The sequence below is a fragment of the Streptomyces sp. NPDC093064 genome (assembly GCF_044754605.1).
Taxonomy (GTDB): domain Bacteria; phylum Actinomycetota; class Actinomycetes; order Streptomycetales; family Streptomycetaceae; genus Streptomyces.
Genome location: NZ_JBIVPK010000028.1, coordinates 1 through 24,602, shown reverse-complemented (window position 1 = coordinate 24,602; position 24,602 = coordinate 1). Strand labels below are relative to the sequence as shown.

The window sequence follows — 24,602 nt, the reverse complement described above, 5'->3', positions numbered from 1 at the left end:
TCCGCCGCCCGGGGAACGTTCGGCGAAAGGGGCCTTGGGATCAGCTCAGGGCTTTGCCGGAAGTGTCCGGCCACCTAGTCAAGTTGCTGCGAGCCGATGAGGCCCGGTATCTGGACGTGACCGTTGCCTTGATGCTCGACATCGCCGCCATGGATCGGTTTCCGAACCTCGAACGACAGGTCGATGGTGCCGACAAGGTGGCTAGTGCTGCCGTGGTCGAGTTGAGGCGATGGACGGCCAAGCAGCGTGAGGTCATCGAAGAGCACGAGGCACACGCAGTTGCCATCGCGGAGAGCGCCAAGCAGGCTCAGGACGGTCGGGTGTTCACCCAGGCTCACGAGGACTCCGCGCGCCCGGCCGTCCACCCACCCCAGCACCGCACACGACGCTGCCGACCTCGCGAAGTCGTCGACGCCAACCACTGCACCGATGCGGTCTACTGCGTAACGGCACCAGAGATACATGCATTGGATACCGCGCTGTCATCTCCAGGGCGCCGATAGCTACGCGCGTTGACTCTAGGCTGCCCCCGTTCTGCTCACCCCTCTGTGCATGCTGAATGGGGACCTCCCTTGCCCGAGACCAACAAAACCGGCAACCACCGCGGCAACCGCGGGCGCCGTACCCGGCTCGCCTGGTCCGCCACGGCGGGCCTGGCAGCGCTGGCTCTCCCGGTCGTGGCTTTCGCTAACCCGGCTGAGAAGCAAGATAAGGAAGCGAAGGCCCGCATTGAGCAGCTGCAGCTGCTGGCGATCAACGACTTCCACGGCAACCTGGAGCCACCGGCGGGCTCCTCCGGAACCGTCAAGGAGAAGGACGCCAACGGTGCGATCGTCTCCACCCCGGCCGGCGGCGTCGAATACCTCGCCACTGCCCTGCGCGAGGCCCGCAAGGGCCACAAGAACACGATCACCGTGTCGGACGGCGACAACGTGGGCGCCAGCCCGCTGCTGTCCAGCCTCTTCCACGACGAGCCCACCATCGAGGCTCTGAACAAGGTCGGCGTCGAGGTCAGCGTCGTCGGCAACCACGAGTTCGACCATGGGCGCGCCGAGCTGCTGCGGCAGGCGAACGGCGGCTGCCACCCGGTCGACGGCTGCTTCAACCAGGGTCAGAAGTTCAAGGGTGCGGACTTCCCGATCCTGGCCGCCAACGTCACCGACGAGAAGACCGGCAAGACGATCCTGCCCCCGTACACGGTCAAGAACGTGCACGGCATCAAGGTCGGCTTCATCGGTGTCACCCTGCATGACACCCCGAACATCGTCAGCGCCTCGGGCGTCAAGGGCATGAAGTTCGGCGACGAGGTCCAGACGATCAACAAGTACACCGCCGAGCTCAAGAAGCAGGGTGTCCGCACCATCGTCGCCCTCGTTCACGAGGGCGGTTTCCCGTCGGGCGCCACCTACGACTACGACTGCAACACGCCCACCCCCGGCGCCGGGCTCACCGGCCCGATCGTGGACATCGCCAAGAAGGTGGACCCCGAGGTCGACGCGGTCCTCACCGGTCACACCCACAACGCCTACAACTGCACGGTCATGGACCCGGCCGGCCAGCCCCGGCTGGTGACCAGCGCCGCCTCCTTCGGCCGTCTCTACACCGAGATCAACCTGCCGATCGACATGGAGACGGGCGACGTCGTCCGCAGCCAGATGACCGCCGCCAACCACGTCGTCCGCCGGACCGTGGCCAAGGCGCAGGACATGACCGACCTGCTCACGTCCTACCAGAAGCTGGCCGCGCCCGTCGCGGGCCGCACCGTCGGTCACGTCTCCGCCGACATCAACGGTGCCGGCAGCAGCGCCTTCGAGAAGCCGCTGGGCAACGTGATCGCCGACGCGCAACTGGAGGCTCTGGCCCCGGCCGACAAGGGCGGCGCCGAGATCGCCTTCATGAACCCCGGCGGCATCCGCACCGACCTCGCCTACAAGGCGTCCGGCTCGGAGGGCGACGGTGTGGTGACCTACGCCGAGGCCTTCGCCGTGCAGCCGTTCACCAACATGATGAACGTGCTCGACCTGACCGGTGCGCAGATCGTCAACGTACTGAAGCAGCAGGTCAGTGGGTCCAACGAGGTCGCGCCGAAGATCCTCCAGGTCTCCAATGGCTTCACCTACACCCTGGACCTGACCAAGACCGGTGCTGACCGCATCGTCGTCGACTCGGTCAAGCTGAACGGTCAGCCGCTCGACCCGGCCAAGACCTACCGGGTCGCCATGAACGAGTTCCTGGCGGGCGGCGGTGACGGCTTCCCGGCCTTCACCGGTGGCACCAACAAGCTGGTGGGCCCGTCCGACCTGGACGTCTTCACCGCCTACCTGGCCGCGCACTCTTCGGCGAGTGCCCCGCTGGCTCCGCCGGCGCAGGACCGGATCAAGATCATCGGCTCGGGCGAAGACGTTCTCTGACGTCTGACGGAACCGATGACCGCAGCGGGCGGGGTGCCCAAGCACCCCGCCCGCTGGTGCCGATGAGTGATGTCGGCTTGGAAAGCTGCGGCATCGTTGCCGCTTGACCTCGGAGGTCCTCCGGAGGTCCCGGCTCACGGAGTCCGTGACGCCTCCCAACCCAGGCAGAGCCGCAACATCTTCAGCAGGCTTCCAGGCCCTTTCGGCCTGGGCGCCGCGGGCCTGCAACCGTCGTGCGGCCGGCTCAGCAGGAGCTCGCGGCGCCTGTGTACGCGCGCCTCATGCCGAGCGGCCCAATGCACACAGACAAGAGGTCCCGGAGTGATCCGGGGCCTCTTGCGTTTCAGGGGCTGTTGGATGATGCGGGGGCAACGGTTGGCGTTCGCAGGCCGTCTCAGGGGTACGCCCGTCGGCTGGGCGTAGGGGGGGAGCAGGCGGTGTCGGAGGGGCGGGAGCGGTCTTTTCTCGACAGCAACGGCTGGACGGTGGTGCAGCTCGTCGTGGCTGTGTGGGGAGCCGCCAGTAGCAGCAGTGCGCCGTGGATGCGTGTGGGGTGGCTGGTGATCGGTGTTGCGATCGCCTGGGACCTGGTGCGGGATCTGGTCAGGCGGCGTGGGCAGCGCGGGGCCGGGGTCGCCGACGTCCGTGACTGATCGTTTCCCGGCCGTGGAACCCCGCGCCCGGACCTGACCGGGCGGCCGAGTGCGCTCGTCCCCGGAGGAGTTGTCGGTGGGGGCCCGTACTCTCGCAAGGGATGACGCGGGTGTGGAAGTGCTCGGGGCTGCGGTGGACGGCGGACGGTCCCGTGCTGGTGTGGGACGGCGGGCGGTCGAGCGCGCTGTCGTGGGGGAAACGGGTGGCCTTCGAGGTCGCGGAAGGGGGAGTGCGGACATGTGTGGGAGCGCGGGGGCACGCGTGTCCGGTCCGGACGACGGTGCCGGGGCGGAGCGCGGGGGCGCGGTGCGAGGAGTGCGCACGGTTGGAGCGGGCGCACTCCGTGGCCGCGGACACGATCGCCGACGACCCGCGGCCCTACCACGTATATCTGGCGTGGTTCGGGCCCGGCATGGTCAAGGCCGGGATCACGGCCGTGGGGCGGGGTTCCGCGCGGCTGCTTGAGCAGGGGGCCGTCTGCTTCAGCTGGCTGGGCGCGGGACCGCTCATGGCGGCGCGCCGCACCGAGGAGTTGCTGCGCGCCGCACTCGGGGTCCCGGACCGGATTCCGTACGCCGAGAAGCGCGCCGTACGGTCCGCGCTTCCCGTGACGGAGGAAGAGCGGGCCGCCGAGATCGAGGAGATGCACGCGCGGGCGAGCGCGCTCGGCGGCTGGCCCGAGACGCTGCAGCGGGAGCCGTTCCGGCCCGTCGATCACGCCGGGATCTTCGGGCTGGCCGGTCTGCGGGCCGCCGTGGGCGAGGTGATCGAGCTGGTCGCGGGCGGAGTGGTGAGCGGTGAGCTGGTCGCGGCCGCCGGGCCTGATCTGCACCTGGCGACCGGTGGCGGGGTCGTCGTGCTGGACACGCGGTTGATGGCCGGCTGGGGGCTGCGGCCTGCCCAAAGCGTGGGATTCACCGTGCCGGTAAGAGAGTTGCGGAACCGGGCGGGCGTACAGGACGGGCTGCAGGACGGGCTGTTCTGAAGCGGGCCGGCCGTCGGGGAGGTCCCCGGCCGTCGGGGAAGTTCCGGGCCGCCGCGGCTGAGCCCACCGTGCCTCCCAGGCGTTTCCTGAGAACCTCCTGTGGGTTTCTCAGGGAAATCACAGACGCGTGAAAGTCTGCTCTCAGAGGCTCCCTGAAGGGTGGCCCCCATGACCACGACCTCGCCTCTGGGGCACACCGAACTGCTCAGGCCGGACGGGAGCCCCGTCCGGGTGCTTGTGGTGGACGACGAGCCGTCGATCACCGATCTGCTCTCCATGGCCCTGCGCTACGAGGGCTGGCAGATCCGCAGCGCGGGGGACGGGTACGGCGCCGCCCGGGCCGCGCGCGAGTTCCGGCCCGACGCCGTCGTCCTGGCCATGACGCTGCCCGACATGGACGGGCTCACCGTCCTGGGCCGGCTGCGCCGCGAACTGCCCGGGGTGCCCGTCCTCTTCCTGACCGCCAAGGACGCCGCGGAGGACCGTATCGCCGGGCTGACCGCCGGTGGGGACGACTGCGTCACCAAGCCGTTCGGCGTGGAGGAGGTCGTGGCGCGGCTGCGCGGGCTGATCCGGCGCTCGGGTGCCGCCGACCGGCGTTCCGACTCCGTGCTGGTGGTCGGGGACCTCTGCCTGGACGAGGACAGCCACGAGGTGTCGCGGGGAGGGGAGGACATCCACCTCACCGCCACCGAGTTCGAGCTGCTGCGCTTCCTGATGCGCAACCCCCGCCGCGTGCTCAGCAAGGCCCAGATACTGGACCGCGTCTGGTCGTACGACTTCGGCGGGCAGGCCAACGTCGTCGAGCTGTACATCTCCTATCTGCGGCGGAAGATCGACGCCGGTCGTGAACCGATGATCCACACCCGGCGCGGGGCCGGTTACCTGATCAAGCCCGCCCCGTGAGGCGACACTCTCCCCGCTGCTGACGTCCGGCCGTCGCCGCGCGCGCCGCCAGCGCCCGATCGGCGCCGCACGTGCCGCTGATGCCCGATGGCGTCGCCGACCCCCGATCGTCGCCGCACGCGCCGCGGTAGCCCGTTTCGACGGCCCTATACGGTGTATGGCATGTCGACGACCTCGCAGGAGCAGACCTCCTCCCAGGCCGCCCAGGGCCACCCCCAGCGCTGGCTGATCCTCGGCGTCATCTGCCTCGCCCAACTCACCGTGCTGCTGGACAACACGGTTCTGAACGTCGCGATCCCGTCCCTCACCCGTGAGCTGCGGGCGGCCACCTCCGACATCCAGTGGATGATCAACGCGTACTCGCTCGTGCAGTCCGGGCTGCTGCTGACCGCGGGCAGCGCCGCCGACCGGTACGGACGTAAGAAGATGCTGGTGGCGGGGCTGGTTCTGTTCGGCATCGGTTCGCTGGCCGCCGCACTCGCCGACTCCACCGGGCAGTTGATCGCCGCCCGCGCGGGCATGGGCGTCGGCGGCGCGCTGCTGCTGACCACCACGCTCGCCGTGGCGATGCAGATCTTCGCCCCGGCCGAGCACCCCAAGGCCATCGGCATCTGGAGCGCGGTCAACGCCCTCGGCTTCGCGATCGGCCCGCTGATCGGCGGCTTCATGCTGAACCACTTCTGGTGGGGCGCGATCTTCCTGATCAACCTGCCGGTCGCCGTACTGGGCCTGATCGCGGTCCTCGCCCTCGTCCCGGAGTCCAAGAACCCCCGAGGGGACCGGCCCGACCTGCTCGGCGCGCTGCTGTCCACGATCGGCATGACCTCGCTCGTGTACGCGATCATCTCGGGCCCCGCGCACGGCTGGACGTCGACACGGGTGCTGGTCACGGCGACGGTGGCGGTGGTGGTGCTCGCCCTCTTCGCGTTCTGCGAGAGCCGGATCCCGTACCCCATGCTCGACATGCACTTCTTCCGCGACCGCCGCTTCACGGGCGCGGTCGCCGGGGCGGTGCTGATCACCTTCGGCATGGGCGGCGCGCTCTTCCTGCTCACCCAGCACCTTCAGTTCGTCCTCGGCTACGGGCCCCTCGAGGCCGGTCTGCGCACCGCGCCGCTCGCCCTGTCGGTGGTGGCGCTCAACTTCACCGGACTCGCGGCCCGGTGGACGACGCGGCTGGGCACCCCGGTGGCGATCGGCCTGGGCATGGTGCTGATGTCCGGCGGACTGGTGTCGATCGCCACGCTCGCCTCCGGCGGGTACGGCGGCACACTGCTGGGGCTGCTGCTGATCGGCGGGGGCTGCGCGATCGCCAACCCGGCCATGGCCCACGCCATCATGAGCGCGATCCCGCCGGCCAAGGCGGGCGTCGGGGCGGGCATCAACGGCACGCTTGCGGAGTTCGGCAACGGACTGGGAGTGGCCGTCCTGGGGGCGGTGCTCAACTCCCGGTTCGCGGCGGTGTCCCTGCCGGTGGCCCTGGCCGCGGCGGGGTCGGCCGCCGAGAAGAAGCAGGTGACCGACGCGTTCTCCGCCGGGCTGGAGACCAGTCAGCTGGTGGGAGCGGTGGCCGTGCTGCTCGGCGGCCTGCTGGCCGCCGCGTTGCTCCGCAGGGCTGAGCGGGCAGACTCGGGGATGGTGGTGGCCCACTAGGTCCTGTCGTCACATTCCCGTCGTCGCCCGAAGGGCGGCTCCGCGGCGTCTGGGCGTGCTCTCGGCGTGCCGGGCGGAAGTCCTCGTACTGGACGTACTTGGGCTTTCGCCCGGTGTGGCGAGAGTGCGTGCCAGGCGTCGCGGGGCAGGCGGGAATTTGACGACAGGGCCTAGCCCGGGCGGTACCGCCGCCGCGCGGCCGCGCGTTAGTCGTGGCCGGTCACGCGCCGCGGCGGAACGCCTGCGGGCATCGCCCCGCGCGCCTTCGGGCGCCCGGCACGACCGGCGGTTCGGAAGTCGAGGAAGGTGCGCCATGGTGAAGGCAGCCCAGGGGGCCAAGGGCGCGGCGCGGACCAGCGTCTGGCTGGAGGGCAAGGCGCGCCGCGGCGGGCGCGGAGGGCAGCCGTCCGGGCTGGACCGGGAGCGGATCACCGAGGTCACGGTGCGGCTGCTGGACGCGGAGGGGCTCGCGAGGTTCTCCATGCGCCGGCTCGCCGCCGAGCTGAACGTGACGGCGATGTCCGTGTACTGGTACGTCGACACCAAGGACGACCTGCTCGAACTCGCCCTCGACGCCGCCTTCGGCGAGCTGCGGCTGCCCGAACCGGACGAGGAGACGGACTGGCGCGACCAGTTGCGCCGGCTCGCCACCGAGTACCGGGCGCTGCTGGTGCGCCACCCCTGGCTGTCGCCGCTCGCCGGGACGTTCCTCAACATCGGCCCGAACTCGCTCGCCTTCTCGGGCACGGTGCAGCGGGTCATCCGTCGTACCGGGCTGCCAGAGCAGCGGCTGACCGGGGCGATCTCCGCCGTCTTCCAGTTCGTGTACGGCTACGGCACGATCGAGGGCCACTTCGTGGCCCGCTGCGCCGAGGCGGGCATGGCCCCGGACGACTACTTCCGGCACGCGATGAGCGCGGCCACCCGGGCCCCGGACGCCACCGAGGTGCTCCGGGAGTCCGCGACCCTCATGGCGGCGCGCGGCGGCGACACGGTCGCGGAGATGCTGGACCGCGACTTCGCCTTCGCCCTGGACCTGCTGGTCGCCGGTATCGAGGCGATGGTCGCCCGGGGCTGACTACTCGTCGCGCGCTGCCAGCCGTGCCGGGAACCCGCCGGTCGCCACCGGCCCCCAGCGCTGCGGAGTGATCCGGATGATCGACTTGCCCTGCCTGACCATGGCCTCCCGGTACTCGTCCCAGTCCGGATGCTCGCCCGCGATGTTGCGGTAGTACTCCACCAGGGGCTCCACGGAGTCCGGTGTGTCGAGGACCTCGGCGGTGCCGTCGATCTGCACCCACGGTCCGTTCCACTCGTCGCTCAGCACGACGACGCTGACCCGCGTGTCCTTCTTGGCGTTGCGGGTCTTGGCCCGCTCCGGGTAGGTGGAGACCACGATCCGCCCGGAGTCGTCCACTCCGCAGGTCAGAGGTGAGGCCTGCGGGCTGCCGTCGGCCCGCCGGGTCAGCAGCAGGGCGCGGTGGCGGGGCCGTACGAAGTCCAGCAGCTCATCCAGCGAGACGCGGGTGTTGGTCGCGATGTCGGGTGCCATACCCGCAGCCTAGGCGCCGGCCGGGGCCGAAGGCCCTTCGCCGGCTGAGCCCGTCGCGTGCCCTGTGCCCGGCTCGCTCAGGCGAGGGCACCGCTCAGGTCGTCGTGCACGGGCACGTCGCGGCGGACCCCGGTGACCTCCAGGACGCGGTACGGGACCCCGTCCGGCCTCGCCACCACCCGGAGGAGCACCCCAGGAGGCAGCCCGTGCCGTACGTCCTCGACGAGGCGGGCGCCCTGGGAGTCCATGAAGCGGGTGCGGGTGAGGTCCAGGACCAGCACGTCCAGCCGGCCGGCGCGGGCCGCGGCGAAGGCCAGGACACCGGCGCGCAGGGCCGGGGCGTTGGACAGGTCGATCTGGCATGCGCCTGTCGTGCACCTGGCGGACAGTGAGTCCGAGGACGGCGGCACGTCGCTGGCCGGCCTGGGGCTGCGCTCGGCGCTCGCGCTGCGGCTGCGCGCCGACAAGCGGCGGCTGACCGTGCTCACCGTCTACGCCCGCAAGCCGGGCGTCTTCGACGACGCCGCGACGCGCGTCGGACGGCTGTTCACCGCGCACGTCAGCCTCGCCCTGGACTCGGTGACCGTGCGCGAGCAGCTCACCGAGGCGATGCGCACCAGGGACCTGATCGGCCAGGCCACCGGCATCCTCATGGAGCGGCTGAACATCGACGCGGCGGAGGCCTTCGACAGCCTGGTGCGCGCCTCGCAGCGGGAGAACGTCAAGCTGCGCGACCTCGCCCGCCGGATCGTCGATGCGAACAACGCCACATGAGCGGCGAGGAGTTGACCGGCGGCCGGGGAGGGCGACCAGTGCCGCGGAAGGCAACGTCTGTTCGTGAAGGAGCGGTGTCCTGCGCGGCGGGTGGGGGTCCCCGATCCGGCCACGGACCTGGTCTCCCGCGTCACGGACCCGGGCCGCCCCTGTCCGGCGGCCGGTAGGGCGGGCCGCGGGCGCGGTGGACTACGCGCTGGGGAGCACGGTGCCCTGGACCGCCTGGATGTCCAGCTCGACCCTCAGGGTGGTGCCGATGGCCGCGATACCGGCCTGGAGGACCTGGTTGTAGTTCATGGCGAAGTCCTCGCGGCGCAGCTCGGTCGTCGCGCGGAAGGCGGCACGGGTGCCGCCCCAGGGGTCGGCGCCGGTGCCGAGGTAGGCCAGGTCGAGGTCGACCGGGCGGACCACGCCGCGCATGCCCAGCTCGCCGTGGACGGTCCAGCGGTCGGGGCCGGCGGCGGTCACACCGGTGGAACGGTAGGTGATCCGCGGGTGCCGCTCGACGTCCAGGAAGTCCGGGGACTTCAGGTGGCCGTCGCGCATGCCGTTGCCGGTGTCGATGGAGTCGGCGCGGATGACCGCCTCCACACGGGACTTGGTGACGTCGTCGGGGGCGATCTCGACGGTGCCGGCGAAGTCCGTGAACCGGCCGTGCACGCTGGAGATCCCCAGGTGCTGGGCGACCGCGGCGACCGAGGAGTGCGCCGGGTCGATGGTCCACGGCCCCGGCGGGGGCAGCTCGCTGCCGCCCTGCCGGGCCAGTGTCACCGTGCCGACCTCGGCCCGGCCGCTCGCGGTGACGATCGCGCTGGAGGCGGCGGGCGCGTACCCGACCGCCGTGACGATCACCGTGTACGCACCCGGTGCCAGCGCCGCCGTGTCCCGTACGGCGCCCTCCGCGTCGGCCTCGGCCCGCAGCACCTGCGTGCCCGTCATGTCGGTCATCGTGACGACCGCGTGCGACACGGCCCATCCGTCCCGGGTGCGGATCCTCGCGGTCAGTCCCATCCCGTTTTCTCCCTGCACAGCCTTGCAAAATGGTCGGAAAGCGACCGGCCCGCGGCACGGCGCGGCTCCCCTCGGAGCGCGCCCCGCCACGGGCCGGACCGTGACCCGGGACCTTGCCCGGGCCTCATGGGCACCCTGGCCCGGGGGTTACTCGCCGGGGTGGGCGAGCTCGATGTCGTGGTCGTCGACACCGCGGCCCGTGACCGAAAGGGCGGTCGCCACGGGCGGGTAGCCCGTCGCGATGACGGTGTAGTCACCGCTGTTCAGGTCGGTGAAGGCATACGCCCCGTCCGCGCCGGTGGTGGACGTGCCGACCACGTTGCCCGCCGCGTCGACCAGGGTCACCCGGGCGTCCGCGAGGGGACCGTGCGGAGCGCGGACCACGCCCTGGAGCTGCGCCCCGGCCTCCAGGTCGATCTCGACCCGGGTCACCCCGGTGCCGCCCACCTCGACCGGCAGCGCCCGCGGCCGGTACCCGGCGGCGTTCACCGCGACGGTCACCGCGCCCGGCACCAGCTCGGCGAAGGAGAACTCGCCGCTCTCCCCGGTGGTCCCGGTGGCCAGCAGGTCGCCACGCACATCGGTGACGATCACCATCGCGTCCTTCACCGGCAGCCCGGACCCTGCGGCCCGGACCACACCGCCCAGCCCGCTGGTGCCGCTGAGCAGGATGTCGTACGCCACCGGCTCGCCGTAGACGACCACCGTGGACGCCTGCGGCTGGAAGCCGTCGGCGGAGGCGATCAGGACGTACGAGCCCGCGCCCGGCGCGTCCACCGTGTAGGCGCCGTCGGCCTGCGCGACCGACCGGCCCAGCTGGCGGCCCGCCAGCGAGATCAGCGTGACCGCGGCCTGCGGCACCGGCGCGCTCTCGGCGCCCCGGACGAAGCCGTGCACCGGAATCCCGCCGCCGGCACCGGCACCCGGCGCATCAGGTGCCACCGTGGCGACCGCAGCCAGCCGCTGCGTGCCCTCGGGACCGGTCCCGGCGCCCTCGGCGGGGGAGGCGGCCATCGCCCAGCTGGGCACCCGCTCCCCGGCGGAGCCGGCCGCGGCCTCGGCGGACCGGGCCTCGGCGACGACGGGGGCGGCGGCCGGGTCGACCGGCACGGCCTCGGCCTCGCCGGCCTGCGCCAGAGCGCCCTTGGTCCGCAGCGGGACCTCCTTGATGAACAGCGAGATCAGGAAGGCCACCGCCGCCAGCGCGGCGGCGATCAGGAAGATGTCGGCGATGCCGTGCCCGTAGGCGCTCTCCATGACCGTGCGCAGCGGCTTGGGCAGCGCGTTCATGTCCGGGATGGAGTCGCTCGAACCGGAGGCGGACAGGGCGGCCGCGTACTTCGGGCTGAGGTCGGCCAGGCCGTCCTTGACGTAGTCGGTGATCCGGTGGGCCATCACCGCGCCGAGCGCGGAGACGCCGACCGCACCGCCGAGGGAGCGGAAGAAGGTGACCGTGGAGCTGGCCGAGCCGAGGTCGCTCGGTGACACCTGGTTCTGCGTGCACAGCACCAGGTTCTGCATCATCATGCCGATGCCGAGGCCCAGCAGCGCCATGAAGACGGCCGTCTTCCAGTACTCCGTGTCGTAGCGGATGGTGCCGAGCAGGCCGAGCCCCGCCGTCACCAGCACACCACCGCTGACCAGCCACATCTTCCACCGGCCGGTACGGGTGATGAACTGTCCGGAGACGGTGGAGGAGACGAACAGACCGCCGATCATCGGGATGGTCATGACGCCCGACATCGTCGGGGACTTGTCCCGGGCCAGCTGGAAGTACTGGCTGAAGAACACGGTGCCGCTGAACATCGCGATACCGACGAACAGGGAGGCGAGCGACGCCAGCGTGATGGTGCGGTTGCGGAACAGCCGCAGCGGGATGATCGGCTCGCGCGCCTTGGACTCGACGAGCACGAACAGCAGACCGAGGAGGATCGAACCGCCGACCATCGCGTACGTCTGCCAGGACAGCCAGGCGTACTTGTCACCGGCGAAGGTGACCCAGATCAGCAGCAGCGACACGGCGGCGGAGATCAGGAACGCGCCGCCCCAGTCGACCTTGACCTCGCGCTTCACCACGGGCAGGTGCAGGGTCTTCTGCAGGACGATCAGCGCGATGACCGCGAAGGGCACGCCGACGTAGAAGCACCAGCGCCAGCCCAGCCAGGAGGTGTCGGTGATGACACCGCCGAGCAGCGGGCCGCCGACGGTGGCCACGGCGAAGGTGGCGCCGAGGTAGCCGGAGTAGCGGCCGCGCTCCCGCGGCGAGATCATCGCGGCCATGACGATCTGGGCGAGGGCGGACAGACCGCCGGTGCCTATGCCCTGCACCACACGGCAGGCGATCAGCATGGCCGGGTTCTGCGACAGGCCGGCGCAGGCCGACGCCAGGACGAAGATGACGAGCGCTATCTGGACGAGCGCCTTCTTGCTGTAGAGGTCGGCGAGCTTGCCCCACAGGGGAGTGGCCGCGGTCATCGACAGCAGGGCGGCCGTGACCACCCAGGTGTAGGCGGACTGGCCGCCGCCGAGGTCGCCGATGATGTGCGGCAGCGCGTTGGAGACGATCGTGGACGACAGGATCGCCACGAACATGCCGAGCAGCAGCCCGGAGAGCGCCTCCATGATCTGCCGGTGGGTCATCGGAGTGCTGCCGGGGGAGCCTCCTCCGTGCTTGGCGTGGGCCCGCACACCGGCTGGTGTGGTCGTTGCCATGGGTTTCCTTTTTCTTACGTGCTTGCGGGTGTACGGGTGGTCTTGGGGGCAACGGGTGCGGGGGCCCGGGCCGGAGCGGAACGGCAGTCGCCGAAGCTGGCGCGCAGGCGTGTCATCAGCCGGATCAGCTGGCCGACCTCGTCGTCGGTCCAGTCGCTCAGCCGCTCGCTGAGCAGGCGGGTGCTCCGCCGGGTCAGCTCGTCGAGCTGGTTCAGCCCGGCGGGCGTCAGGCGCAGGATGCGCGAACGTTTGTCCGCGGGGTCCTGGATCCGCTCGATCCAGCCGCGTGCGGCGACGTGCGCGACGTGCCGGCTGGTCACCGACATGTCCACGGAGAGCAGCTCGGCGAGCTTGCTCATGCGCATGTCCCCGTGGCGGCCGAGCAGGGTCAGCACGGCGGCCGAGCCGGCCGGGCAGTCGGGCGGCAGGATCCGCCCCATGTCCCGTTTCACGGCTCCGACGGCGCTGAGCTGACGAGCGAGCTCTTCGTACTGGGCCTGCTCGGCCATCACACCTCCCGAATTCGTTGCTCAGGGCAACCGTAGAGATGGTTGGTTGCCACAGGCAAACGAATCGGGCCCCGACGGCGCAAAAACATGGCAAAGGCAAGTATTGGCGAATGTAAACCTGCAGGTGGGGTGCTGTCCGCCGCCTCGCGGCCACGATGTGACCCAGCCGACAGCCGGCCGCCCGCTGGGGTTCCCCGTGAAGCGAGGTGCCGGACGGGGTGGCAAGCGGGATGCCAAATAGGGTGCAGGGCCCCCCGCTTGGGCGGCGGCAGCGTTTTCGCTAGGGTCTCGGGCCATGGCTAACACCCAGGGCCCGCAGGGCAACTACGACCCCGCCGGCAGTACCCAGATGTTCCGCGCGTTCGTCGACGACGCGCCTCCCCAGAGCACGCAGCAGCAGGCCTCCTCCGGCCCGCGCGTCGGACTGATCGTCGCTGTCGTCGCCGCGGTGGCGGTCGTCGCGGCCGTCGCCTGGCTCGCGCTCAAGTAGGGCGAACCAGCCCTTTAGTACGAACCACTCTTTCCGGCTCCCCGTCTCCGTCCATCGGCGCCTGCCGCCCCTCTCCCCCCGTCGGCTCCCTCTCTGCCGGCCCCGCCGCCCCCGTGTGCGGCCGGGAAACGGCTCCCAGACATACGACGGCCGCCGACGCGCCCGAACGGCGCCTCGGCGGCCAGGAGTCGACGTCACCACGGCAGGGTGCCGTGATGTCCGACGTCCTGTCGAGCGACAGGCGCCGGACTGTGCGGATCAGTCGCTGATGAGCCCCTCCCGCAACTGTGCCAGCGTCCTGGTCAGCAGCCGGGAGACGTGCATCTGCGAGATGCCGACCTCCTCGCCGATCTGCGACTGGGTCATGTTGGCGAAGAAGCGGAGCATGATGATCCGCCGCTCCCGGGGCGGCAGCTTGGCCAGCAGCGGCTTGAGCGACTCGCGGTACTCCACGCCCTCCAGCGCCGTGTCCTCGTAGCCGAGGCGGTCGGCCAGGGAGCCCTCGCCGCCGTCGTCCTCGGGGGTCGGGGAGTCCAGCGAGGAGGCGGTGTAGGCGTTGCCGACCGCGAGGCCGTCGACGACGTCCTCCTCCGACACGCCCAGCACGGCGGCCAGTTCCGTGACGGTCGGGGAGCGGTCGAGCTTCTGCGAGAGCTCGTCGCTGGCCTTGGTGAGCGCCAGACGCAGCTCCTGAAGGCGCCTGGGCACCCGCACCGACCACGAGGTGTCGCGGAAGAAGCGCTTGATCTCGCCCACGACCGTCGGCATCGCGAAGGTCGGGAACTCCACGCCCCGCTCGCAGTCGAAGCGGTCGATCGCCTTGATCAGGCCGATGGTGCCGACCTGGACGATGTCCTCCATCGGCTCGTTGCGCGAGCGGAAGCGGGCCGCCGCGTAACGGACCAGCGGGAGGTTGAGCTCGATCAGGGTGTCCCGGACGTAGGCACGCTCGGGGCTGTCCTCGTCGAGGGCGGCGAGCCGCAGGAACAGGGAGCGGGACAGGGTGCGGGTGTCGATGGTCTCCGAGGCCGGCAAGGCCGACGCGGCCGGAACAGCCGGGGCGGGAGCGGCCTCGAGGGCCGCCACGTCGTCGAGGGCGTCGAGCGGCTCGAGCGCCGGGGAGGGCGTCTCGCTCTTCGTGAGCGTCAGCACCTTGGAGCTGCCCTGGTCTGCGGACATGCCACCCCCTCTGGGTCGCGGGACGGTCGCGGCCACGCTCTCTGACGAGGAGAACGCAGCCCTCACCTGAATACCGGAGTCGAAGCAACGGCAAACGCGCTTCCCGCAGAATGTCACATGTCGGCAACGCGCTGTAGGGACTTGTCGACAAGTCAGAACCGAATCGGCCCTGGAAAAAAGGGGTCTGACGGCTTTTCAGCCCGAAGATGTCGGGAACTGCCCTGGTGGGTGATTCGCTCTTCCCGGTTACGCGTCGATCCTGTTTGCGGATCGCAATCGCTGAAAGCTACGGGCGAGTAGCCGGGACACGTGCATCTGGGAGACGCCGAGTTCCGCACTGATCTGCGACTGGGTCAGATTGCTGTAATAGCGCAGCAATAGGATCCGCTGTTCCCGTTCGGGAAGCTGGACGAGGAGATGGCGGACCAGGTCGCGGTGCTCGACGCCGTCCAGGGCCGGGTCCTCGTAGCCGAGCCGGTCCAGCAGCCCGGGCAGCCCGTCGCCCTCCTGGGCCGCCTCCAGGGACGTCGCATGGTACGAGCGTCCCGCCTCGATGCAGGACAGGACTTCTTCCTCGGTGATGCGCAGCCGCTCCGCGATCTCGGCGGTCGTGGGGGAGCGGCCGAAGGCGGTCGTCAGGTCCTCGGTCGCGCTGTTGACCTGCACCCACAACTCGTGCAGCCGGCGCGGGACGTGGACCGTGCGGACGTTGTCGCGGAAGTAGCGCTTGATCTCGCCGACGACCGTCGGCATCGCGAAGGTCGGGAACTGCACGCCCCGGTCCGGGTCGAAGCGGTCGATGGCGTTGATGAGCCCGATGGTGCCGACCTGGACGACGTCCTCCATCGGTTCGTTGCGGGAGCGGAAGCGGGCGGCCGCGTAACGCACGAGCGGCAGGTTCGCCTCGATGAGCGCCCCGCGCACGCGGGAGTGCTCGGACGTGCCGGGTTCGAGCTCCTTCAACTGGCCGAAGAGCACCTGCGTGAGGGCCCGGGTGTCGGCACCGCGCCGCTTCTCCGGAGCCGGGGCCGGATCCGGATCCGGATCCGGAGTGGGGGTCGCGGTCGGAGCCGGGGCGGCCGTGGTCGGGGCCGCGGCCGTGGTGGTGGCCGTGGTCGGGGCCGAGACGGGATCCTGGGGCGGCGCAGTCTTGGCCGACACGGTCAACGCCACCTCTTCATCGATCAACTCATCCGTCAAAAGCGGTCATAGCATCACAAGACAGGTGCATCGTGTTCAAGCACCGCATATGCACGTGTTGAGGGATGAAATAGGGCATAAGGCGTCGAAAAGCCCCGCACCGTTCCGATGCGGGGCCGAGCGTGCATCCGTACGGCCGTACGGCTGAGAAGTACCGGGCGGTCAGAACTCGTAGTCGGCGATCACCCACGTGGCGAACTCACGCCACTGGGCGACGCCCGCCTGATGGGCCGGGTGCTCCAGGTACCGGCGCAGCGCGTCGGCGTCCTCGACCGCCGAGTTGATCGCGAAGTCGTAGGCGATGGGCCGGTTGCTGGTGTTCCAGCCGCACTCCCAGAAGCGCAGGTCCTCGATCTGCCCGCCGAGGGCGCGGAAGGCCTCGGTGCCCGCGGTGACGCGCGGGTCGTCCCGCTCGATGCCTTCATTGAGCTTGAAGAGGACCAGGTGGCGGATCATCAGTTCCCTCCGGCGGCGATCCACGTCATGAAGTCGCCGATGGCCTTGGCGGCGTCGGATATGCCCTCGAACCCTATCTCGACGTAGCCCGCAGCCCCCTTCGGATCTGTGATGATCACGTAGAGCACGAAGACCACGAGCACATAGACGGCGATCTTCTTGGCGTTCATCGCCATCGCGGCCTCCCCCTGTCGGTGATGTCCCTGTCGCTGAGCTGCCTGTAGTCGGTACCGTCCGGGCCGAGCGCTGTAGATGATCGCACAAAGGGCCCCGTCCTGACGGACGGGGCCCTTCTCAAGCGGTAGCGGAGGGATTTGAACCCTCGGTGACTTGCGCCACACTCGCTTTCGAGGCGAGCTCCTTCGGCCGCTCGGACACGCTACCGAGGGAGACCTTACAGCACACCGGGCCGTGCTTCGAAATCCGTTTCCGTCCCGCCCCGGCGGCCGGGGTTCAGCGGCCGCGGAAGAAGTCGGTCAGCAGCGCGGCGCACTCCTCGGCGAGCACGCCCTCGATCACCTCGGGCCGGTGGTTGAGCCGCCGGTCCCGTACGACGTCCCACAGGGAGCCGGCGGCGCCGGCCTTCTCGTCGCGGGCGCCGTAGACCACCCGGTCCACCCGGGACAGCACGATCGCTCCGGCGCACATCGTGCACGGCTCCAGCGTCACCACGAGGGTGCAGCCCGGCAGCCGCCACTGCCCGGTCTTGGCGGCCGCCCGCCGGATGGCGAGCACCTCCGCGTGGGCGGTCGGGTCGCCGGTGGCCTCCCGCTCGTTGTGGCCGACGCCGAGCACGGTCGTGCCGTCGGCGGACAGCACGACCGCGCCCACGGGTACGTCCCCGCCCGGGACGGCCTGCCCGGCCTCGTCCAGGGCGAGCCGCATCGCGGCCCGCCAAGGGTCGCGCACCGGGTCCGGGTCCCCGGCAGGGTCCGTGACCCGGGCCGGGGTCGGCGTCTGGCTCGTGTTCGGCATCCCGCTCGTGCCGGGCGGTCCGTCCGGGTCCGGCGCGTCCGGCCCGGTCAGCGGACGGTCTCCAGCACCTCCGAGGCGCCCAGGGCCTCGGCGATGGCGTTCAGCGCGTCCTCCGGGTCCAGGATGCGCAGCTCCTTCGCGCCGACCCCCAGGTCGTCGAGGATCTCGCCGTCGCCCAGCGGGCTGTGCGAGATGGCTTCGGCGGACGCCGACTCCTCCTCGTCGTCCTCGGTGGACGCCGGTTCGCCGTCCTCCGTGCCGTCGAGGTCGAGGGAGTCCAGGTCGGGGCCGTCGTCGCCGGGCTCCCGGCCGAGCAGTTCGTCGGTGAGCAGGATCTCGCCGTACGAACTACGGGCAGCGGCGGCGGCGTCGGAGACGTAGATACGAGGGTCGTCCTCGCCGTCCACGCGCACCACGCCGAACCACGCGTCCTCCTGCTCGATCAGCACGAGCACCGTGTCGTCGTCGGCCGAGGCTTCCCGGGCCAGGTCGGCCAGATCGGCCAGCGTCTCCACATCGTCGAGCTCTGTGTCGCTCGCTTCCCACCCGTCTTCGGTGCGCGCGAGCAGTGCGGCGAAGTACACCGTGACTCTCCCACTGGTCATAGGCGTGCCGGTTGGGGGTCCCCCCGGCGGAGGTTCTGGGTGGGGGAGCTGGGCTCCGAGCCCCACCCACCGGAATCGTGGCAGAAACAAGGCCTTCAGGGGACGTCTTCGGCTCCCTGTGTCCGGCAGTTTTGATCGCACACCGGTAAAGGACTCACCAGCGCACACGTTGCCGCCACCAGCGGATCGTACGCGGCTTTCCCCCGGCGGCCACGCACACCCACCGTCGGAGACGGCCGTGCGGGTGCAGCTCTACTCCCGTGTGTCTTCCGCGCGTGTCTTCTTGTGTGTCCGGCCCCGTGCCTTCCCTGGGGTCCTCGCTGGGGTCAGGCGGGAGTCTTTCGCGCCCCGCGCCCATGGACCGAGTGCGTGACCCGGCGCGCGGCGGGGGTCCTACGTGTCCCGGTGGCGCCCGTGTCCCGGTGGCGCCCTACCAGCGGAACGTGCGCATGCGCATGGCGTGCCGCAGCCGGGCGGTCTTGGCGCGGCGGGGCTGGACGCGGTCGCGCAGGGCCCGGGCCTCGGCGAGATCGCGCAGGAACCGGGCCCGGCGGCGGCGCCGTTCGGCTTCGGCGTCCGCCGCGCCGGCCGTCTCCCGGAGGTCCGCCGTCTCCCGCCGCGCGCGCGGCGACGGGTCCTTGTCAGGTTCCCGTTCCTGATCAGGCATCGGCTCACCACCCCAGTCCGTCACTCCCACTTTCCCCCGGATGCCGGGTTTGATGCCACAACAGCGCACGCCGGCGGGGGTGCGGCCCGGGCCGCCCGCCGGCGGGACAGCGGGCGGGCGGGCCGAATCGGCGCCCGGTTACTGTTGGCCCATGCGTCTCCACGTCGTCGACCACCCGCTGGTCGCTCACAAGCTCACCACGCTGCGCGACCGCCGCACCGACTCCCCGACCTTCCGCCGGCTCGCCGACGAACTGGTCACCCTGCTCGCCTACGAGGCGACCCGCGACGTGCGCACCGAACAGGTCGACATCAACACGCCGGTCGCTGCGACCACCGGCGTCAAGCTCTCCCACCCGCGGCCCCTGGTGGTGCCGATCCTGCGGGCCGGACTCGGCATGCTGGACGGCATGGTGCGACTGCTGCCGACCGCCGAGGTGGGCTTCCTCGGCATGATCCGCAACGAGGAGACGCTGCAGGCCTCCACGTACGCCACGCGCATGCCGGAGGACCTCTCCGGCCGCCAGGTCTACGTCCTGGACCCGATGCTCGCCACCGGCGGCACGTTGGTCGCGGCGATCCAGGAGCTGATCAAGCGCGGCGCCGACGACGTGACCGCGGTCGTCCTGCTGGCCGCCCCCGAGGGCGTCGCCGTCATGGAGCGCGACCTGGCGGGCACCCCGGTGACCGTGGTGACGGCCTCGGTCGACGAGCGCCTCAATGAGCACGGCTACATCGTCCCGGGCCTCGGAGACGCGGGCGACCGGATGTACGGCGCCGCCGAGTAGTAGCGGCCCGCCGCCTGACGCCTCTCCAGTCGCCCTGCGCGGCCACCCGCCACTGATCTGGCTGCGGGGAGCCTCAGCAGCCCTTCTTCGGGGCGGTTGCCGCGGACTGGGGGGCGGTCAGGGCGGTCAGGGCCTGATCGGCGGCCGCCTGCTGGGTCAGCGCCTTGAAGCCGGTGCCGATGATCAGGTCCACGTCGGTGCCCTTGCGGGTGTCCGCGCGGCTCTCCGCCCCGGCGAGCTGGGTGGCGAGGACGGGCAGCGAGGTGTTCAGCGACGAGGCCGGTCCGAGGAGCAGTCCGGCGCCCTTGACCTTCTTGTCGAACTCCTCGGTCGCGTTGCCCACCTGACCGATGCGGAAGCCGCGCTTCTTCAGCTCGTCCGCGGTCTGCTTGGCCAGGCCGCCGCGGGGCGTGGCGTTCAGGACGTTGACCGTGATCTGGCCCGGCTTCGGCAGCGCCCGGGCCGCGTTCGTCGCCGACGGGCTCGCTGCGGGCGACGCCTTGGTCGAGCAGTCCCGGTCGGTGCCGGCCGCCGAAGCCTTGCGGCCGCCGGTGAAGACGTCGATGAGCTGCCACGTGCCCCAGCCGATCACGCCAAGGACCGCGACGGAGGCGACGGCGAGGAACACGAGCCTGCCGCGCCGCCGGGGCTTGCGCATCCGCGGGTATCTGTTCCCCGTGATCCGGTACTTCCCGCCCATGCCGGGGGGAGTCAGCATGCTCATGGGCGCAGCGTAGTGCGCATGAGCGGTGATTCCTACTAGATGATCATTGGAGCGGCTCAGCAGAACCCGAAAGGTCCAAACCGTCACCGAACGGCGGGTCCGGACGGCTCAACTCCCGGCTCACGATCCCGGCTCGGGGTTCCGGCAAGGGGCCTGGCTCAGGGCCCCGGCTTCAAGGGCGTGGGCCCGCGACCCGGATGCTCAGTCCAGCTCCAGCACGCGCGCGTGCAGCACCTGGCGCTGCTGGAGCGCCGCCCGCACCGCGCGGTGGAGGCCGTCCTCCAGATACAGGTCGCCCTGCCACTTCACGACGTGCGCGAAGAGGTCGCCGTAGAAGGTCGAGTCCTCCGCGAGGAGGGTCTCCAGGTCGAGCTGCTGCTTGGTGGTCACGAGCTGATCGAGGCGGACCGGGCGCGGCGCGACGTCCGCCCACTGCCGGGTGCTCTCCCGGCCGTGGTCGGGGTACGGCCGGCCGTTTCCGATGCGCTTGAAGATCACACGGAGAGCCTACCGGCCCAGACCTTCCGGGCGCAGCCCGGCCGCTGGAGTGCGGTGCTGGAAATGCCGCAGCAAAACCGGGCGAACCGGGAACGGGGGCTCGAGATCAGTGACAGCGGGACCGTGCCCGGACCGCACGGTGCGGGAGTCCTCGCCTGCGCGGTCCGGGAGTCCCTGCTGTACGGCGCTGTGCGGCCGTTGTGCACAGGCTGTGGACAACGGGTCACACGGTGCGGGGGACGCGTTCGGCGTGCCCGCGGATGCGGAAGGCGGTGACGATCTCGAAGATGCCGACGACCACCAGCCACCAGCCGCCGAGCACGATGAGCACCGCGGCCGACCGGAGCGGGGAGTCGATCAGCACGATGCCGGCGATGAAGGTGAGGATGCCGAGGAAGATCTGCCAGCCGCGCGCGGGCGCGCCGCGGTCGTGGACGGCGGCGATCGTCAGGGTGATGCCGCGGATCAGCCAGCCGATGCCGATCCACAGCGCGAGCAGCAGGATCGATTGCGTGGCGCCGCGGAAGCACAGCAGGCCCAGCAGGATCGACAGGGTGCCGCTGATGAAGGCCAGCACGCGCAGCGAGGTCGTCTTGTGGGTGCCGAACGCGGAGACCAGCTGGAGCACGCCGCTGACCAGCAGGTAGATCCCGAAGAGGATTCCGGCGGCCAGCAGGGAGGCGCCCGGCCAGAGCAGCACCAGGATGCCGAGGATCAGGGCGGCGGCACCGGTGGCGAGGACTGCCTGCCAGGCGGCGTGGGACAGAAGGTGCAGGGGCCCTTCCAGCGGCGGTTCGTACTGCGGTGGCGGCGATGTCCGCGGCTCCCGTGGGTCACGCACGGCGACGCGGCGATCGTCGAACCCCGGGCCTTCGGGACCGCTGCTCGGTGGCTCGGTCATGGTCCATGCTGCGATCGGGTGCGCGCGTACCGCCACCCGGGAACGGCCAGTCGGCTGACGTCCGCCGCACGGCCCATCTCGGCCGCACCGCCACTCCGGTCACTTCCCGGAGGGCTTCGTCCCCTTGCCCGCTTTGGCCGCCTTGGCCGCCGCCTTCAGCTCCTGCTTGTGCGCCCGCACCCTGGCCAGCGACTCGGGTCCGGTGATGTCGGCGACGGACCGGAAGGATTCCGCTTCGCCGTACGCTCCCGCCGCCTCCCGCCACCCCGTGGGCCGCACACCGAGCTGCTTGCCGAGCAGCGCCAGGAAGATCTGCGCCTTCTGCTTGCCGAAACCGGGCAGCTCCTCGAGGTGTCGCAGCAGTTCCCGCCCGCTGTCGACGTCCCGCCAGATGGCCTCGGGGTCGCCGTCGTAGTGTTCGACGAGGTACTGGCACAGCTGCTGGATCCGCTTGGCCATCGACGCCGGGTAGCGGTGCACGGCCGGCTTGTCCGACAGGAGCCGGGCGAAGGTCTCCGGCTCGAAGGCCACGATCTCGTGGGCGTCCAGGTCGTCGATGCCCATGCGCCTGGCGATCGTCGCCGGCCCGGTGAACGCCCACTCCATCGGGATCTGCTGGTCCAGCAGCATGCCGACCAGCGCGGCGAGCGGACTGCGGCCGAGAAGCGCGTCGGCCTCGGGGTCCTGGGCGAGGTGAAGGGTGACGTCCATGTCCCGATGGTCGCCCGCCGGACGGCGTGACGCAGCCGGAGGACGGCCTTCCCACGGGATCCTCGGTGAGCAAAGCGCCGTCTTCGTCCGTACCCATCCAGAAGCCGGCGAGTTCCAAGACGGAGAAGTGACGTGACCGGACGGCGGGGCGAAGGCCGGGACGGCGCTGTGCGCCGTGGACGCGGACGGCGGCGACGACTTGGGAAGCTGACGCTGCTCGGCGCGGTACTGGTCCTGCTCCTCCTCGGCGGCGCCGGACCCGCCTTTGCCCACGCCGCCCTGCGGGGCGCGGACCCCGCCGACGGGACCGTCCTCAAGACGGCGCCCGGCACGATCACTTTGGCCTTCACCGAGTCCGTCAGCCTGCTCGACGACTCCTTCCGCCTGTTCGACCCCGAAGGGCGGCGGGTGCGCACGGGCGAGCCGCAGCACGCGCCCGGACGACCGGACACGGCCCGGGTGGCGTTCCCGGAGGCGCTCGGCGAAGGCACGTTCACCGTGGCGTGGCGGGTGGTGTCGGCCGACAGCCACCCCGTCTCCGGTGCCTTCACCTTCTCGGTGGGAAAGCCGTCCCCGACGATGGCCGCGATCGACACCGGCCCGTCCGAGAACCCCACGACCCGCGGCCTCTACGACCTCGCCCGCTACACCGCCTACGGCGCCGCGGCCCTGCTCATCGGCACGGCGGCCTTCGCGCTGCTGTGCCGCCCGCCGAACGCGGGCCCGCTGCGCAAGCCGCTGGTGGCGGGCTGGTGGGCGCTGCTGGCCTCCACGCTCGCCCTGCTGGTGCTTCGGGCGCCCTACGAGACCGGCACCTGTCCGGTGTCGGCCTTCGACCCCGCGGCCGTCTCCCGCACCCTGACCGGCCGCCCCGGTCTGATGCTGCTGGCCCGCCTGGCCCTGCTCGCGCCGACGGCCGTCCTCCTCGTACGGCTGTCCCGGCGCAGTCCGGAGGAGAAGCCCTCGCGCGCGACCTTGGCGGCGGGTGCCGCGCTGGCCCTCGCCCTGGCGCTGACGTGGGCGGGGTCCGAGCACGCCTCGGCCGGCATCCAGGTTCCGGTGGCGATGACGTCGTCGGTGCTGCATCTGCTGGCGATGGCGGTCTGGCTGGGCGGCCTGACGGCCCTCCTGACCACCCTTCAGCACGTCACGGCCGACGAGCCGGAGGCGGGGCGCGGCACATCTGCGCCGGGACCGAAGGCGAAGGCAGCAGTCACGGTCGCCACCGAAGGCAGCGGTGGCGGGACAACGGTCGCGGTCCCGGTCGCCGAGGAGACCAGCGCGGTGGCGCCTTCCGCCGACGGTCCCGCGCTGACCGCGGCGGTGGCGCGCTTCTCCCGGATCGCCTTCGGCGCCGTCACCGTCCTCGTCGTCACCGGGGTCTACCAGTCCTGGCGCGGCCTCGGCTCCTGGACGACGCTCACCGACACGGCGTACGGCCGGTTGCTGCTGGTCAAACTCGTGGTGGTGGCACTGCTGCTGGCCGTGGCGGCCCGTTCCCGGCGCTGGACGGCACGGCTGGTGGCGGCGGACGCGGGGCCGGACGTACGCGACGGGAAGGCATCGGCCGTACCCGACGGGGAGGCACGAGCGGAGGACCCCGGGACGAAGACGTCCGCACCCGCACCCGCATCCGCACTCGCGCCCTCGCCCGCCCCTGACGCCTGCCGTCGCGCTCTGCGCCGCTCGGTCCTGGCCGAGGTCGCCGTGGGGATCGCGGTTCTGGTCTTCACCACGGTGCTGGCCGGCACCCTGCCGGGCCGCGCGGCCGCCGAGGCGGCCCAGGCCACGCCTGAGGCCGGGGTTCCGGGAGCCTCCGTCACGGTCATCCCGTTCGACGTCGGCACCCCCGGCGGTCACGGCAAGGTGCAGATCACCCTGGAACCGGGCCGCGTCGGCCAGAACGCCGTGGAGGCCGTCGTCTACGGCCCGGACGGCGGCCTGACCATCGTCCCCGAACTGCGCCTGTCCCTGTCCCTGCCCGCGCAGAAGATCGGACCCATCGACGCCGGGCTCACCAACAGGGGCGGCTACTGGGGCACCGACTCCCTCAACCTCCCGATCGCCGGCACCTGGACCATGAAGGCGACGGTACGGGTGTCGGAAATCGACCAGGTGAGCGTCGAACGGAAGGCCCATATCCCGCGCTAGTGCTGCTCCGCGTTAGTTCGTGGAGGGTGGTGTGGTCCAGGCGGTGGGGTCGTTGAGGTAGAGGCCGCAGGCGCAGTCGAGCGCTTCTTCG

26 protein-coding genes, 1 tRNA gene and 1 pseudogene are annotated in these 24,602 nt (G+C 71.2%); 10 read left to right on the top strand and 18 right to left on the bottom strand.

What is annotated here, in order from left to right; genetic code table 11:
• Positions 1 to 74 precede the first annotated feature (74 nt).
• Positions 75 to 338: a hypothetical protein gene (locus tag ACIQFZ_RS28080; protein ID WP_383056710.1), complete on the bottom strand. Its 264-nt coding sequence runs from the start codon at positions 336 to 338 to the stop codon at positions 75 to 77.
• A gap of 234 nt (positions 339 to 572) precedes the next feature.
• Here ACIQFZ_RS28080 and ACIQFZ_RS28075 point away from each other — a divergent pair, with 234 nt between their 5' ends.
• From ACIQFZ_RS28075 to ACIQFZ_RS28050, 6 genes are all read left to right on the top strand, one after another.
• Complete coding sequence (locus ACIQFZ_RS28075) at positions 573 to 2,411, top strand: bifunctional metallophosphatase/5'-nucleotidase (protein WP_402692437.1); 1,839 nt, start codon at positions 573 to 575, stop codon at positions 2,409 to 2,411.
• Between the two features lie 437 nt (positions 2,412 to 2,848).
• Positions 2,849 to 3,064, top strand: a complete 216-nt coding sequence (locus ACIQFZ_RS28070) for a hypothetical protein (RefSeq protein WP_365423445.1) — start codon at positions 2,849 to 2,851, stop codon at positions 3,062 to 3,064.
• Positions 3,065 to 3,165: 101 nt separating this feature from the next.
• Entirely contained in the window at positions 3,166 to 4,050 is an 885-nt protein-coding gene (locus tag ACIQFZ_RS28065; RefSeq protein ID WP_402692436.1) for a DUF2797 domain-containing protein, read from the top strand.
• Between the two features lie 168 nt (positions 4,051 to 4,218).
• Positions 4,219 to 4,956, top strand: coding sequence for a response regulator transcription factor (locus tag ACIQFZ_RS28060; RefSeq protein WP_402692435.1), 738 nt, complete (start codon positions 4,219 to 4,221; stop codon positions 4,954 to 4,956).
• Positions 4,957 to 5,118: 162 nt separating this feature from the next.
• Entirely contained in the window at positions 5,119 to 6,609 is a 1,491-nt protein-coding gene (locus tag ACIQFZ_RS28055; RefSeq protein ID WP_402692434.1) for an MFS transporter, read from the top strand.
• Between the two features lie 313 nt (positions 6,610 to 6,922).
• Positions 6,923 to 7,687 carry a TetR/AcrR family transcriptional regulator gene (locus tag ACIQFZ_RS28050; RefSeq protein WP_361424633.1) on the top strand — a complete coding sequence of 255 codons (765 nt, stop codon included), beginning with the start codon at positions 6,923 to 6,925 and terminating at the stop codon, positions 7,685 to 7,687.
• Here ACIQFZ_RS28050 and ACIQFZ_RS28045 read toward each other — a convergent pair whose 3' ends face one another.
• Together ACIQFZ_RS28045 and ACIQFZ_RS28040 are read right to left on the bottom strand one after the other, a co-directional pair.
• Complete coding sequence (locus tag ACIQFZ_RS28045; RefSeq protein ID WP_365779270.1) at positions 7,688 to 8,161, bottom strand: PPOX class F420-dependent oxidoreductase; 474 nt, start codon at positions 8,159 to 8,161, stop codon at positions 7,688 to 7,690. It abuts the gene before it with no gap.
• Positions 8,162 to 8,238: 77 nt separating this feature from the next.
• Positions 8,239 to 8,571, bottom strand: a complete 333-nt coding sequence (locus ACIQFZ_RS28040; protein ID WP_402692433.1) for an STAS domain-containing protein — start codon at positions 8,569 to 8,571, stop codon at positions 8,239 to 8,241.
• On the opposite strand from ACIQFZ_RS28040, the pseudogene ACIQFZ_RS28035 reads away from it, so the two are divergent.
• Positions 8,519 to 8,935: pseudogene (locus ACIQFZ_RS28035) on the top strand (GAF and ANTAR domain-containing protein); the annotation flags it as partial. The gene ACIQFZ_RS28040 and the pseudogene ACIQFZ_RS28035 sit on opposite strands and share 53 nt — an antisense overlap.
• Positions 8,936 to 9,124: 189 nt before the next feature.
• On the opposite strand, the gene ACIQFZ_RS28030 reads toward ACIQFZ_RS28035, so the two are convergent.
• The 3 genes from ACIQFZ_RS28030 to ACIQFZ_RS28020 all read right to left on the bottom strand — a co-directional run bounded on the left by ACIQFZ_RS28030 (position 9,125) and on the right by ACIQFZ_RS28020 (position 13,167).
• Positions 9,125 to 9,946, bottom strand: a complete 822-nt coding sequence (locus ACIQFZ_RS28030; protein ID WP_365434229.1) for a YceI family protein — start codon at positions 9,944 to 9,946, stop codon at positions 9,125 to 9,127.
• 147 nt (positions 9,947 to 10,093) lie between these two features.
• Entirely contained in the window at positions 10,094 to 12,658 is a 2,565-nt protein-coding gene (locus ACIQFZ_RS28025) for an MFS transporter (protein ID WP_402692432.1), read from the bottom strand.
• 14 nt (positions 12,659 to 12,672) lie between these two features.
• Positions 12,673 to 13,167: a MarR family transcriptional regulator gene (locus tag ACIQFZ_RS28020; protein WP_365434235.1), complete on the bottom strand. Its 495-nt coding sequence runs from the start codon at positions 13,165 to 13,167 to the stop codon at positions 12,673 to 12,675.
• A gap of 295 nt (positions 13,168 to 13,462) precedes the next feature.
• Here ACIQFZ_RS28020 and ACIQFZ_RS28015 point away from each other — a divergent pair, with 295 nt between their 5' ends.
• Positions 13,463 to 13,657: a hypothetical protein gene (locus ACIQFZ_RS28015; protein WP_365434238.1), complete on the top strand. Its 195-nt coding sequence runs from the start codon at positions 13,463 to 13,465 to the stop codon at positions 13,655 to 13,657.
• Between the two features lie 258 nt (positions 13,658 to 13,915).
• Here the strand turns inward: ACIQFZ_RS28015 and ACIQFZ_RS28010 are convergent, their stop codons facing one another.
• The 8 genes from ACIQFZ_RS28010 to ACIQFZ_RS27975 form a co-directional block, all read right to left on the bottom strand.
• On the bottom strand, positions 13,916 to 14,836 hold the full coding sequence (locus tag ACIQFZ_RS28010; RefSeq protein WP_365433049.1) for an RNA polymerase sigma factor SigF: 921 nt from the start codon (positions 14,834 to 14,836) through the stop codon (positions 13,916 to 13,918).
• Positions 14,837 to 15,082: 246 nt separating this feature from the next.
• On the bottom strand, positions 15,083 to 15,997 hold the full coding sequence (locus tag ACIQFZ_RS28005; protein ID WP_402692431.1) for an RNA polymerase sigma factor SigF: 915 nt from the start codon (positions 15,995 to 15,997) through the stop codon (positions 15,083 to 15,085).
• Between the two features lie 201 nt (positions 15,998 to 16,198).
• Positions 16,199 to 16,492, bottom strand: coding sequence for a Dabb family protein (locus ACIQFZ_RS28000; RefSeq protein ID WP_402692430.1), 294 nt, complete (start codon positions 16,490 to 16,492; stop codon positions 16,199 to 16,201).
• The gene (locus tag ACIQFZ_RS27995; protein ID WP_365433057.1) at positions 16,492 to 16,668 is read right to left on the bottom strand and encodes a hypothetical protein; all 177 of its coding nucleotides are present in this window, start codon (positions 16,666 to 16,668) and stop codon (positions 16,492 to 16,494) included. The genes ACIQFZ_RS28000 and ACIQFZ_RS27995 overlap by 1 nt, the downstream gene beginning before the upstream one ends.
• A gap of 123 nt (positions 16,669 to 16,791) precedes the next feature.
• Positions 16,792 to 16,876: transfer RNA gene (locus tag ACIQFZ_RS27990), tRNA-Ser, on the bottom strand.
• Positions 16,877 to 16,945: 69 nt separating this feature from the next.
• Positions 16,946 to 17,467 (bottom strand): tRNA adenosine(34) deaminase TadA, encoded by a 522-nt coding sequence (gene tadA, locus ACIQFZ_RS27985; protein WP_402692429.1) that lies wholly within the window; start codon positions 17,465 to 17,467, stop codon positions 16,946 to 16,948.
• Positions 17,468 to 17,514: 47 nt separating this feature from the next.
• Entirely contained in the window at positions 17,515 to 18,051 is a 537-nt protein-coding gene (locus tag ACIQFZ_RS27980) for a hypothetical protein (protein ID WP_365431999.1), read from the bottom strand.
• Positions 18,052 to 18,502: 451 nt separating this feature from the next.
• Complete coding sequence (locus ACIQFZ_RS27975; protein ID WP_365431985.1) at positions 18,503 to 18,739, bottom strand: hypothetical protein; 237 nt, start codon at positions 18,737 to 18,739, stop codon at positions 18,503 to 18,505.
• Positions 18,740 to 18,890: 151 nt separating this feature from the next.
• Here ACIQFZ_RS27975 and upp point away from each other — a divergent pair, with 151 nt between their 5' ends.
• On the top strand, positions 18,891 to 19,526 hold the full coding sequence (upp, locus tag ACIQFZ_RS27970; RefSeq protein ID WP_365431988.1) for a uracil phosphoribosyltransferase: 636 nt from the start codon (positions 18,891 to 18,893) through the stop codon (positions 19,524 to 19,526).
• Positions 19,527 to 19,599: 73 nt separating this feature from the next.
• On the opposite strand, the gene ACIQFZ_RS27965 is transcribed toward upp, so the two are convergent.
• The 4 genes from ACIQFZ_RS27965 to ACIQFZ_RS27950 form a co-directional block, all read right to left on the bottom strand.
• Positions 19,600 to 20,226 carry a LytR C-terminal domain-containing protein gene (locus tag ACIQFZ_RS27965; RefSeq protein WP_365432002.1) on the bottom strand — a complete coding sequence of 209 codons (627 nt, stop codon included), beginning with the start codon at positions 20,224 to 20,226 and terminating at the stop codon, positions 19,600 to 19,602.
• Between the two features lie 225 nt (positions 20,227 to 20,451).
• Positions 20,452 to 20,748, bottom strand: a complete 297-nt coding sequence (locus tag ACIQFZ_RS27960; RefSeq protein ID WP_004943146.1) for a type II toxin-antitoxin system VapB family antitoxin — start codon at positions 20,746 to 20,748, stop codon at positions 20,452 to 20,454.
• Between the two features lie 223 nt (positions 20,749 to 20,971).
• Positions 20,972 to 21,649 (bottom strand): HdeD family acid-resistance protein, encoded by a 678-nt coding sequence (locus ACIQFZ_RS27955; RefSeq protein ID WP_402692428.1) that lies wholly within the window; start codon positions 21,647 to 21,649, stop codon positions 20,972 to 20,974.
• A 99-nt stretch (positions 21,650 to 21,748) separates the two neighbouring features.
• Entirely contained in the window at positions 21,749 to 22,360 is a 612-nt protein-coding gene (locus ACIQFZ_RS27950; RefSeq protein WP_365431996.1) for an HhH-GPD-type base excision DNA repair protein, read from the bottom strand.
• A 168-nt stretch (positions 22,361 to 22,528) separates the two neighbouring features.
• Between ACIQFZ_RS27950 and ACIQFZ_RS27945 the strand changes: the two genes are divergently transcribed.
• Positions 22,529 to 24,511 carry a copper resistance protein CopC gene (locus ACIQFZ_RS27945; RefSeq protein ID WP_402692455.1) on the top strand — a complete coding sequence of 661 codons (1,983 nt, stop codon included), beginning with the start codon at positions 22,529 to 22,531 and terminating at the stop codon, positions 24,509 to 24,511.
• The last annotated feature ends 91 nt before the right edge of the window (positions 24,512 to 24,602 follow it).

Coding starts and splice junctions, on each gene's coding strand:
- ACIQFZ_RS27975 (WP_365431985.1), bottom strand. CDS start 18,739: ATGCCTGATCAGGAACGGGAACCTGACAAGGACCCGTCGCCGCGCGCG.
- ACIQFZ_RS28060 (WP_402692435.1), top strand. CDS start 4,219: ATGACCACGACCTCGCCTCTGGGGCACACCGAACTGCTCAGGCCGGAC.
- ACIQFZ_RS28045 (WP_365779270.1), bottom strand. CDS start 8,161: ATGGCACCCGACATCGCGACCAACACCCGCGTCTCGCTGGATGAGCTG.
- ACIQFZ_RS28030 (WP_365434229.1), bottom strand. CDS start 9,946: ATGGGACTGACCGCGAGGATCCGCACCCGGGACGGATGGGCCGTGTCG.
- ACIQFZ_RS27955 (WP_402692428.1), bottom strand. CDS start 21,649: ATGACCGAGCCACCGAGCAGCGGTCCCGAAGGCCCGGGGTTCGACGAT.
- ACIQFZ_RS28025 (WP_402692432.1), bottom strand. CDS start 12,658: ATGGCAACGACCACACCAGCCGGTGTGCGGGCCCACGCCAAGCACGGA.
- ACIQFZ_RS27950 (WP_365431996.1), bottom strand. CDS start 22,360: ATGGACGTCACCCTTCACCTCGCCCAGGACCCCGAGGCCGACGCGCTT.
- ACIQFZ_RS28050 (WP_361424633.1), top strand. CDS start 6,923: ATGGTGAAGGCAGCCCAGGGGGCCAAGGGCGCGGCGCGGACCAGCGTC.
- ACIQFZ_RS28065 (WP_402692436.1), top strand. CDS start 3,166: ATGACGCGGGTGTGGAAGTGCTCGGGGCTGCGGTGGACGGCGGACGGT.
- ACIQFZ_RS27965 (WP_365432002.1), bottom strand. CDS start 20,226: ATGGGCGGGAAGTACCGGATCACGGGGAACAGATACCCGCGGATGCGC.
- upp (WP_365431988.1), top strand. CDS start 18,891: ATGCGTCTCCACGTCGTCGACCACCCGCTGGTCGCTCACAAGCTCACC.
- ACIQFZ_RS28000 (WP_402692430.1), bottom strand. CDS start 16,492: ATGATCCGCCACCTGGTCCTCTTCAAGCTCAATGAAGGCATCGAGCGG.
- ACIQFZ_RS28055 (WP_402692434.1), top strand. CDS start 5,119: ATGTCGACGACCTCGCAGGAGCAGACCTCCTCCCAGGCCGCCCAGGGC.
- ACIQFZ_RS28010 (WP_365433049.1), bottom strand. CDS start 14,836: ATGTCCGCAGACCAGGGCAGCTCCAAGGTGCTGACGCTCACGAAGAGC.
- ACIQFZ_RS27995 (WP_365433057.1), bottom strand. CDS start 16,668: ATGGCGATGAACGCCAAGAAGATCGCCGTCTATGTGCTCGTGGTCTTC.
- ACIQFZ_RS28020 (WP_365434235.1), bottom strand. CDS start 13,167: ATGGCCGAGCAGGCCCAGTACGAAGAGCTCGCTCGTCAGCTCAGCGCC.
- tadA (WP_402692429.1), bottom strand. CDS start 17,467: ATGCCGAACACGAGCCAGACGCCGACCCCGGCCCGGGTCACGGACCCT.
- ACIQFZ_RS28015 (WP_365434238.1), top strand. CDS start 13,463: ATGGCTAACACCCAGGGCCCGCAGGGCAACTACGACCCCGCCGGCAGT.